Annotated in this window: 11 protein-coding genes; 9 read left to right on the top strand and 2 right to left on the bottom strand. The window is 59.3% G+C overall.

What is annotated here, in order from left to right; translation table 11 throughout:
* The 5 genes from QVO43_RS03295 to QVO43_RS03315 all read left to right on the top strand — a co-directional run.
* Positions 1-452 (top strand): hypothetical protein (locus QVO43_RS03295; protein ID WP_022487173.1); only part of this gene is annotated, 452 nt, incomplete at its 5' end.
* A 12-nt stretch (positions 453-464) separates the two neighbouring features.
* Positions 465-1,250, top strand: coding sequence for a ZIP family metal transporter (locus QVO43_RS03300; RefSeq protein ID WP_022487174.1), 786 nt, complete (start codon positions 465-467; stop codon positions 1,248-1,250).
* A gap of 126 nt (positions 1,251-1,376) precedes the next feature.
* Positions 1,377-3,014 (top strand): hydroxylamine reductase, encoded by a 1,638-nt coding sequence (gene hcp / locus QVO43_RS03305; protein ID WP_022487175.1) that lies wholly within the window; start codon positions 1,377-1,379, stop codon positions 3,012-3,014.
* Between the two features lie 6 nt (positions 3,015-3,020).
* Positions 3,021-3,182 (top strand): hypothetical protein, encoded by a 162-nt coding sequence (locus tag QVO43_RS03310; protein ID WP_022487176.1) that lies wholly within the window; start codon positions 3,021-3,023, stop codon positions 3,180-3,182.
* Between the two features lie 19 nt (positions 3,183-3,201).
* A complete protein-coding gene (locus QVO43_RS03315; protein ID WP_022487177.1) occupies positions 3,202-3,573 on the top strand; it encodes a DUF488 domain-containing protein in 372 nt (123 codons plus the stop codon).
* Between the two features lie 21 nt (positions 3,574-3,594).
* Here QVO43_RS03315 and QVO43_RS03320 read toward each other — a convergent pair whose 3' ends face one another.
* A complete protein-coding gene (locus tag QVO43_RS03320) occupies positions 3,595-4,431 on the bottom strand; it encodes an alpha/beta hydrolase family protein (RefSeq protein WP_022487178.1) in 837 nt (278 codons plus the stop codon).
* Positions 4,421-5,710 (bottom strand): dicarboxylate/amino acid:cation symporter, encoded by a 1,290-nt coding sequence (locus QVO43_RS03325; protein WP_022487179.1) that lies wholly within the window; start codon positions 5,708-5,710, stop codon positions 4,421-4,423. Before QVO43_RS03325 ends, QVO43_RS03320 begins: the two co-directional genes overlap by 11 nt.
* A gap of 713 nt (positions 5,711-6,423) precedes the next feature.
* Between QVO43_RS03325 and QVO43_RS03330 the strand changes: the two genes are divergently transcribed.
* From QVO43_RS03330 to QVO43_RS03345, 4 genes are all read left to right on the top strand, one after another.
* Positions 6,424-6,999 carry a biotin transporter BioY gene (locus QVO43_RS03330; protein ID WP_022487180.1) on the top strand — a complete coding sequence of 192 codons (576 nt, stop codon included), beginning with the start codon at positions 6,424-6,426 and terminating at the stop codon, positions 6,997-6,999.
* The gene (locus tag QVO43_RS03335) at positions 6,989-8,209 is read left to right on the top strand and encodes a thiolase family protein (protein ID WP_022487181.1); all 1,221 of its coding nucleotides are present in this window, start codon (positions 6,989-6,991) and stop codon (positions 8,207-8,209) included. The genes QVO43_RS03330 and QVO43_RS03335 overlap by 11 nt, the downstream gene beginning before the upstream one ends.
* 18 nt (positions 8,210-8,227) lie before the next feature.
* A complete protein-coding gene (locus tag QVO43_RS03340; protein ID WP_022487182.1) occupies positions 8,228-9,553 on the top strand; it encodes an AMP-binding protein in 1,326 nt (441 codons plus the stop codon).
* A gap of 84 nt (positions 9,554-9,637) precedes the next feature.
* On the top strand, positions 9,638-10,823 hold a 1,186-nt coding region (locus tag QVO43_RS03345; RefSeq protein WP_288174451.1), incomplete at its 3' end, for a hypothetical protein.

The raw sequence follows: 10,823 nt of genomic DNA on the forward strand, positions 1-10,823 counted from the left end.
CCATGAAGGAAGTGTGGAAGCGCCAGGTTCGCCAGGCCTATCCCCGGGCGAAGTTCGTCTTCCTCCCTGATGCCCAGGCGGCGGAAGAGGCCAATGAGGTGCTGCTCCAGTTCGGAGGAGACGGGTACCCTATTGAAAAGGAAGTCCTGGATAAGATTGCCGACAAAACGGGAGCCACCGTGGTGTCCCTCCTGGTGGTCCGGGCCATGGACGAATTCTACATCCAGCCCATGTTCCTGGGAGGCTGGGACGATGACGGACCGGATACCCTGCTCCGGGTGGTGTCCGGGGCGGATATGTACATTTATCGGAAGGATACGGGGAAGTACATGAAGAAAAAGCTCCGGAAGGTGGAAACTACGGATATCGCCCTGGCGGTCCATCCGGAAAAAGAAATCCAGTACGCCCTCAGCAACCTGGCCATGACCATGGAGGGGAAAGATTTGATTTGAAGGAGGTGAATGATGATCAGTCCTGAAGTTTGGAAAGGGATCCTGATCCCTTTTGCCGGAACCAGTCTGGGGGCCGGCTGCGTGTATTTTATGAAGGAACAGCTCCACCGGAATGTCCAGCGGGGGCTCACCGGCTTTGCCGCCGGTGTCATGGTGGCAGCATCCATCTGGAGCCTTTTGATCCCGGCCCTGGAGGAAAGTGCCGGGCTGGGGAATTTCGCCTTTGTACCGGCGGTGGTGGGCTTCTGGGCGGGAATCCTGTTCCTGCTGCTGCTGGATGTGGTGATCCCCCATCTCCACATGAACACCGATGAACCGGAAGGGCCCCGGAGCCATCTGGCCCGGACCACCATGATGCTGCTGGCGGTGACCCTCCACAACATCCCGGAAGGGATGGCGGTGGGGATGATCTACGCAGGGTTCCTCACTGATCCCGGATCCATTTCCCTGGGCAGCGCCATTGCCCTGTCCCTGGGGATCGCCATCCAGAATTTCCCGGAAGGGGCTATCATTTCTCTGCCTCTCAAGGCGGCAGGGATGAACCGGCACCGGGCGTTTTTGGGCGGGGTACTGTCCGGCATCGTGGAGCCCGTTGCGGCGGTGGGGACCATCCTGGCCTCCGGGGTCATCGGCCACCTGCTGCCCTATTTCCTCAGTTTCGCCGCCGGGGCCATGCTCTATGTGGTGGTGGAGGAAATGATTCCGGAAATGTCCGAAGGAGAACATTCCAATATTGGAGTCCTCACCTTCGCCCTGGGGTTCACAGTGATGATGACCCTGGATGTGGCACTGGGGTAGAGAAAATCATAAAATTTTCTATGCGTTGTTTAAACAACGGATTCTTTTCCTGCTCCGGACTATAATAAAGCCATCGAGTGAGAAAACAATCTGTTGAAGTTTTTATAAGAAAAGGGGAGTATACCTATGGAAAACAAGATGTTCTGTTATCAGTGTCAGGAAACTGCCGGCTGCAAAGGCTGCACCGTTGTCGGGGTCTGCGGCAAGAAGCCGGAAGTGGCTGCCATGCAGGATCTGCTGATCTACGCCACCAAGGGTCTGTCCGCTGTGACTACCGCCCTGCGTGCCGCCGGCAAATCCGTCAGCCGGAACGTGAACCATCTGGTGACCGTGAACCTGTTCACCACCATCACCAACGCCAACTTCGACCGGGAATCCATTATTGCCCGGATCAAAGAAACCCTGGCTGTGAAAGCTGATCTGCTGACCCAGCTGGATGACACTTCCAGCCTGCCTGCTGCAGCTCTGTGGAACGGGGACGAAAGCGAATTCGACGCCAAAGCCAAAACCGTAGGCGTCCTGGCCACCGAAAACGAAGACATCCGGTCCCTGCGGGAACTGATCACCTATGGCCTGAAAGGCCTGTCTGCCTACAGCAAGCATGCCAACGTGCTGGCTCAGGACGACGAAGAAGTGGATGCTTTCATCCAGCGGGCCCTGGCTGCCACTCTGGACGACAGCAAGAGCGTGGATGACCTGGTGGCTCTGACTCTGGAAACCGGGAAATACGGCGTACAGGGCATGGCTCTCCTGGACAAAGCCAACACCACCGCTTACGGCAACCCTGAAATCACTACTGTAGACATCGGCGTCCGGAAGAACCCGGGCATCCTGATCTCCGGCCATGACCTGAAAGACCTGGAAATGCTTCTGGATCAGACCGAAGGCACCGGCGTGGATGTATACACCCATTCTGAAATGCTCCCTGCCCACTACTATCCGTTCTTCAAGAAATACAAGAACTTCGCCGGCAACTACGGCAACGCCTGGTGGAAACAGAAGGAAGAATTCGAAAGCTTCAACGGGCCCATCCTGATGACCACCAACTGCATCGTTCCTCCCAAAGACAGCTACAAGGGCCGTCTGTGGACCACCGGTGCCACCGGCTTCCCCGGCTGCCGTCACATTGACGCTGACGAAAACGGCCACAAGGATTTCAGCGAACTGATCGCCCAGGCCAAGACCTGCCCGGCTCCCACTGAAATCGAAACCGGCAGCATCGTAGGCGGCTTCGCCCATGAACAGGTCTTTGCCCTGGCTGATAAAGTGGTGGATGCTGTGAAATCCGGCGCCATCAAGAAGTTCGTGGTCATGGCTGGCTGCGACGGCCGGATGAAGAGCCGTGAATACTATACGGAATTTGCCAAGGCTCTGCCGAAAGATACGGTGATCCTCACCGCCGGCTGCGCCAAATACAAATACAACAAACTGAATCTGGGTGACATCGGCGGGATTCCCCGGGTGCTGGATGCCGGTCAGTGCAACGACTCCTACTCCCTGGCTCTGATCGCCCTGAAACTGAAGGAAGTCTTCGGCCTGAAAGATGTCAACGAACTGCCCCTGATCTTCAACATTGCCTGGTACGAACAGAAAGCCGTCATCGTCCTGCTGGCCCTGCTGTACCTGGGTGTGAAGAACATCCATCTGGGACCCACCCTGCCTGCCTTCCTGTCCCCCAACGTGGCCAATGTGCTGGTGAAGAACTTCGGCATTGCCGGGATCACCAACGTGGAAGACGACATGAAACTGTTCTTCGGAGCCTGATCAGCCATGATCAAACTGTACGATCCGGATACCTGCCCCTGCAGCCATACCCACTGCCCCCGGTACAAGGACTGTGAGCCCTGCATCGAATTCCACCACAATTCGGAGGAATATCCCCTGACCGCCTGTGAGCAGGTGGCTGAGAGGGAAAAACGGCAGGCCCGCTGACAAGAAAGAAGGCTTTTCCATGGGAAAGCTGCAAGTAAAACGGATTTACGAAGACCCCGCTGAGACGGACGGCAGCCGGTTCCTGGTGGACCGGCTGTGGCCCCGGGGCATTAAAAAGGAAAACGCAGCCCTTACCGGTTGGGACAAGGAGATTGCTCCCACCAACGGACTGCGTCGGTCCTTCGGCCACGATCCGGAAAAGTTCCCGGAATTCGCCGCCGGCTACCAACAGGAGCTGGAAGCCAATCTGGAAGCGGGACCCTTTGTGGAAAAAATAAAAAAAGCCCTGGCCCAGGGCAACGTAACCTTGCTGTACGGAGCCAAAGACCAGGAGCATAACAATGCGGTTGTGTTGAAAAAGTGGATAGAGAAAAAAGAGACTGGTGCCTGAGCATCAGTCTCTTTTTCTCTGTCAGCGGTTAATGGTCTCCTCGATCCACTTCCCGATCACCCGGGCCAGTTCCAGCCGGGCGGTGTCCAGTGCGTGGTTGCTGGGGAGGATCACTTTTTTGTGATGGCCGGTACCCGGAAGGGCTTCCAGCTCTTTCCACAGGGGCTCCACCATCCATTCCGGAGGGGCCACTGTATCCCGGCTGCCTCCGATCAGCAGCAGGTTCCGGTCCTGGAACCGGTGGGCGTTCTGGACGAAGCTCCATTGCCGGGCGTGCTGGACGCTGTCCTGCCACAAATCCTCAAACCGCCCCACATGGAGCACGGCGGCCGCCTGGGCAAACAGCTCCTTCAGCTGGCTGTGGGGCACGTGTTCCAGCCCCGCCTGGTGGTCGTAGGGACAGAAGGCCACGGTGCCCCGGAGAAAGGGCAGGACCCGGGAAGCGTTCAGCACCGTGTTCCCCCCATTGGAATGGCCCACCAGGAAGATGTTGGCCGGATCGATGGCGTAGGCTTTGGCTACCTCTTCCCGGGCCCACCGGGCCAGGGCCACTGCGTCTTCGATGCAGTGGGAGAAGGAATAGGTACCTTCGCTGCCCCAGGCTCCCCGGTGGTAGGGGCGGATCACCACGCAGCCCATCCGGCGCAGGCACTGGGCCAGGTCGTCATTGTTGTTGGTGCCCGGGATACCGTGGCACAGGACCACCGCCGGGTGGGGTGCCTCATAGATCCCCGAGGGCAGGTAGATTTCCCCCAGCACCCGGTCCCCGTCAATGGGCAGGTCCAGTTCCAGGGAATCCGGCAGGGGAGCATCCTGGTAATCGGGCTCTTCCAGCACATAACGGGCATCAATTTTCATAAGTCAAAGCTTCCTTTCCAGCAGCGTCTCCGTTGAGATTCTTTTTGTACCAGTCTTTTCCGTGGAAGATCCGGGTAATCAGCATGGATACCACCGTATCCCCGCAGGAGTTCAGCAGGGTGCACCCGGGGTCGAACAGTTCAATGACCATCAGCAGGATGGGGAAGGCGCTTTCCGGCAGGTGGAATACGGAAACGATCATGGTTTCACCGGCAGCTCCGCCTCCCGGTACGGAAGAAGTGGCCACGGAAGCGGCAACCCCCAGGAACAGGGCCAGGATGAAGTCAAAGCCCGCCAGAGGATGGCCGAACAGAGTGGTGGCCAGTACTTCCGAATAGACCACGGCGATGCAGGCACCGTCCATATGGCAGGTGGCTCCCATGGAGACCACCACGGAAGAAATGTCCCGGGGTACCCCCAGTTTGTCACAGGCTTCCATCTGGAGCGGGATGGTGGCGGCGGAAGAACGGGTGCCCAGAGCCGTCAGGGCCGGAGCCAGGATCACCCGGAAATAGTTCTTCACGCCCCAGGTGCCGGCGGCCAGCCAGGCATAGAATCCCAAGAATACGAAGAAGTATACAAAGACCACGGTGTAGAACACCACCATGGCACTGCCGTAGGTCTTCAGCAGGTCGATGCCGTAGGTGCCGGTGAGATCCGCAAAATAGGCGCCCAGGCCGATGGGAGCCGCCTTCATGAGAATGGCCACCATTTTATAGCACACCAGGCTCATGGCGTTCATCCAGTCCACCACCGGTTTGGCAGGTTCCCCGATCAGGGAAACGCAGATGCCGAAGAAAATGGTCAGGATGATGAGGGGCAGCACATGGAACCGGGAAATAAGGAGCGGCAGATCTCCCACCGTAAGGGTGTTGACGATCTGGTCCGCAATGGTCACCGGTTTGGCCGCTGCCTGGGTTGCTGCCGCCGCAGGAGCTGTAAAGGAGGTGGGCACTCCGGTGAAATGGGTCACCAGCAGGATCAGGCCACCGGAAATGGTGGCCGTGAGAACGAAAATGATCAGGGTATAGCCGATCATTTTCCCCACCTTACCAGTATCTTTGGTAGCGGCAATGGAGCCGGCAATGGAGAAAAAAATCAGCGGTACGATGAGACAGAACAGCAGGTTCAGGAAAATCTGTCCAATGGGCTTCAGGAAGGAAGCCTTGTCTCCCAGTACCAGGCCCAGGATGGCCCCCAGGATGCAGAAGGTGATCAGGATAATGGGATCCCGATAGTTGGCCAGGGCGGAACGGCCCGACCGGTTTGCGGTTGTCATAAAAAGTCCCCCTAACTGAGTATGAATGAAGATATGAACAAATTATAGAACTTTCATTGTCAAAACACAAGAAAAAGTCAGCTTTTTTGCAAGATGTCTATTGTGGATGCATGGGATTCTGGAAACCATCAGTTGCGTTAACCTGAAACAATCAGGGGTTGAACAATCAGTCCAAATCCGCTACACTAAAACCATTATGGAAGAATACACTGAAGGATACATCAGAGCCCTGGGCCAGTTCCAGGGCAGCCGCTATGACCACAGCTTCATTGCCCGGATCCATTATGCCAGGGTCCGGAAAGCCGGGCCGGACTGCCGGTTCCGGTGCGTGTGCCTGAAGGACCGGAAACGGAGCCAGCTGCTCCAGGCGGAAGCCTGGGAGGGAGAAATCCAGGTGGGGACCCTCCAGGTAGAACTGCTTTTTGCCGGCTCAAAGGTAAACCTTACAGAAAAAATAGGTTTACTGAAACGGGACCCCGGACCTCCGGAAGGGTACGGGCCCTGGCGGGCCTTTTCCCCGGAAGAAGTGAGGGAGTTTTCCCGGCGCACCGGGGATACCAATCCCATCCATCTGGATGGCCGGCCGGTGGTCCAGGGACTGCTCCTGTGGCAGAGCCTGTTCCGGCACCTGGGAGAACCGGAAACCATCCATATGTTGTTCAAAGCCCCCGTCCACGGGGGAGAAATGATTTACTGCAGGGAGGAACCTATCAATGAGCGAAATGAGAAAGAATTTGCATCCGTCTGTGGCCGCAACCGGGAGCCGGGAACAGATCCGGTTCATGACCGGCAGCGCCGTCTGTGTCGCGCTGTTGGCGGTCTCGGCGTACATTTCTTTTCCGCTGCCTTTTACTCCGGCCATGGTAACAGCACTGACCATTATGGTGAACCTGGTGGCCTTCATCATGAAGCCGAAACAGGCAGCGATCATCCTGGGAATCTATCTGCTGCTGGGAGCCGTGGGGGTTCCGGTGTTCGTGGGAGGTACCTCCGGAATGATGAAGCTGGTCGGGCCCACCGGGGGCTTCAACCTGGGCTTTCTGGCGGCGGCTGTGGCCATGAGTGCCGTCCGGGGGAACACCCGGTCCTTTAAGAAGCTGGTGGCCGTCGGCATCTGTGTGGGCATGCCCATCATTTATGTGGGGGGCTGCCTGAGCATGTACCTGGTGGCTAAAGTGGGGGTTTGGAAGACCCTGGTGATGGCTGTGTTCCCCTTCCTGATCGGGGATACCCTGAAAGTGGTCCTGGCTGCCTTCCTGGCCAACCGGCTCCAGCGCTATGGATTCTGAGAGAACGGTCCAGGACGTGTTCCTGGTGGGAGGCCTTCGGAGCCATCTGGGCCTCCAAAATGGAATCTTTAAAAATGTACCGCCGGAGAAACTTGGCGCTGCTCTTCTCCGGCAGCTTTGTATCCGCTGCCCGGCAGCCCGGGAGGCCCAGCTTATTTTAGGCGGCAATGCTGTAGGCAGCGGGGGGAACCTGACCCGGCTTATGGCCCTCACTGCCGGATTCCCTGTGGAAACGCCGGCCCTTACCCTGGACATGCAGTGCGCTTCCGCTCTGGGGGCCCTGTCCCTGGCCTGGGGGAAGATTGCCAGCGGCCAGCTGGATGTGGTCCTGTGCGGGGGGGTGGAATCTTCCTCCATGCAGCCCCGGCGGGTGTACCAGCCCTGGGACAGCCGGTACACCCCGGAAGGCTACATGACCGCCCAGTTCTCTCCGGATACCCATAGCCCCCGGGCCATGCTGGAAGGAGCGGAACGGACGGCCCAGGTGTATGGGGTGCCCCGGGAGGAACTGGACAGCTGGGCCGTGCGCAGCCACCGGAGGGCGGCCCAGGCGGCGGAAGAAGGCCGGCTGGGACCCTGGGTGGTGTCCCTGTTCGGCAGTACAAGAGATGAAAGCATCCGGCCCCGGATGAACGGGAAACTGGCCCGGCGGATGCCCACCCTGTTCACCCGGGAGGAAACGGCGGCCCTGCTGACCCCGGAAGAACGGAACCTGGCGGGAGACTGTACCCCCACTCTGACTGCGGCCAATGCCTGCCTGACCCAGGACGGGGCAGCCTTCCTGGTGCTGGCTTCCGGTCGGCAGCTGGCTGCCTGGCGCCGGGCCGGGAAACCGGTGCGGCCTCTGGCCCGGATCCTCCACGGTACGGAAGCGGGCGTGGATCCCCGGTTCAGCCCTCTGGGCGCCCTGACCGTGGGAGAAAAGATCTTGGAAGAAACCGGGCTCCCGGTGGAAGCCATCGACGATTTTGAATACAATGAAGCCTTCGGGGTGATCTCCGCCCTGTTTGCCCGGCAGTATCCCACCTGTACCGATCGGTACCTGCCTCTGGGGGGTGCCCTGGCCTATGGCCATCCTTATGGATGCAGCGGTGCTGTGCTGGTGCTCCATGCCCTGGCGGCTCTGGAGGGGCAGGAGGGAAAAAAGGCCCTGTGCGCCATTGCCGGAGCCGGAGGCACAGGAGCCGGGGTACTCCTGGAAACTTTGTAGCAGAAAGAAGAATCAGCCATGGATTATGGAACGATACTGGAACAATGGGCCCGGGTCCAGCCGGAAAAGGCCTGCCTGGTGGAAGAGAAACAGGTCTTTTCCTATGGGGAAATGGCCCGGAAGGCCCGGGTGTACAGGGACAGCCTGAAGCAGCTGGGGATTCCCCGGCAAACTGTTCTGATCATCCGGCCCAGACCGGCGGCTCAGCTGGAAGCCTTTTTGGGCGCGGAACTGGCAGGCTGGGTGCCGGTGTTGGGCCATCCGGACCTGTCAAAAGAGGCGGCGGACGAACTGGCTCGGGTCCGGCAGATCGGGTGGATCGACGACGGAATCCTGCGGCCCGGGTGCCCGGAGGCTCCAGTGCCGGCCAGGGAACTGTGCATGGGGGTCCTGAGCAGCGGCTCCACCGGGCTGCCCAAGCTGATGTTCCGGACCTATGGCAGCTGGGGGGATTTCTTTCCGGAACAGGACCGGAAGTTCCAGGTGGACCGGGACACGGTGGGTTTCTGTGAAGGGAGCATGAGCTTTACCGGGAACCTGAATGTGTGGGCCCAGCTGCTCCATGCCGGTGCCACCCTGGTGCTGGCCACCAACCTTCGGAGCATCCGATGGAAGGACCTGCTGGACCGGTACCCGGTGACACTGCTGTACCTGGTGCCGGTGAAGCTGAAACTGTTGCTCCAGGTGCTGGAGCGGTCCTATCCGGCCATGAAGACGGTGCTGGCAGGGTCCCAGCTGCTGGATGGGGAAACAGCCCGGACCCTGAAAGCGCATTTTCCTTCCAGCCAGGTCCTGCTGTATTACGGGGCCAGCGAACTGGACTACATCACCTGGCTCACCTATGAGGAGCTGCTGGCCCATCCCCAGAGCGTGGGAAAGCCCTGCCCCGGGGTGAAGGTGGAGCTCCGGGAGGGGATGATCTGGATCGATACGCCTTACCATGTGGCTGGTCTGTCCCGGCCCTGTACCCTGAAGGATATGGGATATTTCGATAAGGACGGATATTTGATCTTCCTGGGCCGCCGGGGTCAGGTAATCAACAAGGGAGGCCTTACCATCAGCTGCAGCCGGGTGGAACAGGCCCTGCTGCAGGTGCCCGGGGTACGGGATGCCTGTGTGGTGCCCGTCCGGGACGAAAAGCGGGGAGAAGACCTGGGCGCTGGTGTGGTGCTGGAACCGGGGATCACCCTGCCCCAGGTACGAAAAGCCCTCCGGAAAACCCTGCTCCCGGGAGAAATCCCCGGCCGGTGGGAACAGCTGGACCAGCTGCCCCTTACGGGAGTGGGGAAGGTGGATTACAAGAAGGTGAAGGAGAGTCTGGCGTTCTCATACCCTCATTCGTGACAAAAGGGTGCCATCGTTTACGGTGGCACCCTTTTGCGGTATACTATATTATGTAGAAGTATATACAGGAAAGTAGGGATTCCCATGAAAAATTCCAAGATTTTAACATTGGCCATCCTGGCCTCTTTGCTGTCCACCCCTTGCGCCTGGGCGGCCCATAAGACCACGGCGGCTGCTGCCGCCACTTCTGCCCAGACGGAAACGGCGAAACCGGCCAAGGCCGAAAAAGCCGCTGCCAAGGCGGAAAAAACGACTGAAAAGACTGCCCCGGCGGAAACGGCAGCTGCAGAAACCACGGCGGCAGAACCCCTGCCGGCGGACAATTACAGTGCTGCCAAGGTGGTCAGCGGCGAAAAGACCGCTCTGGCTGACAGCTATGCGGCTCTGGTGGCGGACGAAAGTGCCCTTCTGGTGAAGAACGGGGCGGACGTGACACTGTCCCATGGGGCCATTACCAAAAGCGGCGCCACCACTGACGTGCTGGGCAGCAAGTTCCACGGCCAGAATGCAGCCGTGCTGGCTGCAGACGGAGCCCTTGCCATGGACGGGTGCACCATCCGGACGGAAGCGGACGGGGCCAACGCCGTGTTCGCCACTGGGTCCAAAGGCAGCGTGAAGCTCCACGATTCCAACATCCGCACCACCGGGGCTTCTTCCCGGGGCCTGGATGCCACCGAAGGGGGTGCCATTACGGCGGACAACATCAACATCGGTACCACCGGTATCCGGTCTGCGGCCCTGGCAACGGAACCTTCCGGAGCCAGCGTGACAGTGAGCAAGAGCACCATCAACACTTCCGGAGAAGGCTCTCCCCTGGTGTATTCCAAGGGAACCATCAAGGTCAGCGAAGTAAAGGGCACCGCCGGAGCCAGTGAAATCGCCGTGGTGGAAGGGAACAACTCCATCCATCTGGAATATGTGGATCTGTCCGGCAACGGCAGCCACGGGGTGATGCTGTATCAGAACAAGACCCGGGACAACGGCACTGACGGCAAGGCCCTGGGCCGGTTCGCCGCCAAAGGGTCCGCTCTCCGGAGCCTGAAGGAAGGCCCCCTGTTCTACGTGACCAATACCGCAGCCCGGATCTATTCGGAAATGACCACCATGCAGTATCTGGGGGGCACCCTGATCCGGGTGGAAGCCAACCAGTTCGGGGACGCCGGGACCAACGGCGGTGACCTGACCTTCATGGCCAACAACCAGGGGCTTTACGGCAATGTGTCCGTGGACGCCAGCAGCACCATCCTGATGGACCTCCAGAACGGCAGCC

It is taken from the genome of Acidaminococcus sp. CAG:542, assembly GCF_000437815.1.
GTDB lineage: Bacteria > Bacillota > Negativicutes > Acidaminococcales > Acidaminococcaceae > Acidaminococcus.

Excerpts from the sequence above, each read along its gene's own strand:
- QVO43_RS03300 (WP_022487174.1), top strand. The coding sequence starts at position 465 with ATGATCAGTCCTGAAGTTTGGAAAGGGATCCTGATCCCTTTTGCCGGA.
- QVO43_RS03320 (WP_022487178.1), bottom strand. The coding sequence starts at position 4,431 with ATGAAAATTGATGCCCGTTATGTGCTGGAAGAGCCCGATTACCAGGAT.
- QVO43_RS03310 (WP_022487176.1), top strand. The coding sequence starts at position 3,021 with ATGATCAAACTGTACGATCCGGATACCTGCCCCTGCAGCCATACCCAC.
- QVO43_RS03315 (WP_022487177.1), top strand. The coding sequence starts at position 3,202 with ATGGGAAAGCTGCAAGTAAAACGGATTTACGAAGACCCCGCTGAGACG.
- QVO43_RS03325 (WP_022487179.1), bottom strand. The coding sequence starts at position 5,710 with ATGACAACCGCAAACCGGTCGGGCCGTTCCGCCCTGGCCAACTATCGG.
- QVO43_RS03330 (WP_022487180.1), top strand. The coding sequence starts at position 6,424 with ATGAGCGAAATGAGAAAGAATTTGCATCCGTCTGTGGCCGCAACCGGG.
- QVO43_RS03340 (WP_022487182.1), top strand. The coding sequence starts at position 8,228 with ATGGATTATGGAACGATACTGGAACAATGGGCCCGGGTCCAGCCGGAA.
- hcp (WP_022487175.1), top strand. The coding sequence starts at position 1,377 with ATGGAAAACAAGATGTTCTGTTATCAGTGTCAGGAAACTGCCGGCTGC.
- QVO43_RS03335 (WP_022487181.1), top strand. The coding sequence starts at position 6,989 with ATGGATTCTGAGAGAACGGTCCAGGACGTGTTCCTGGTGGGAGGCCTT.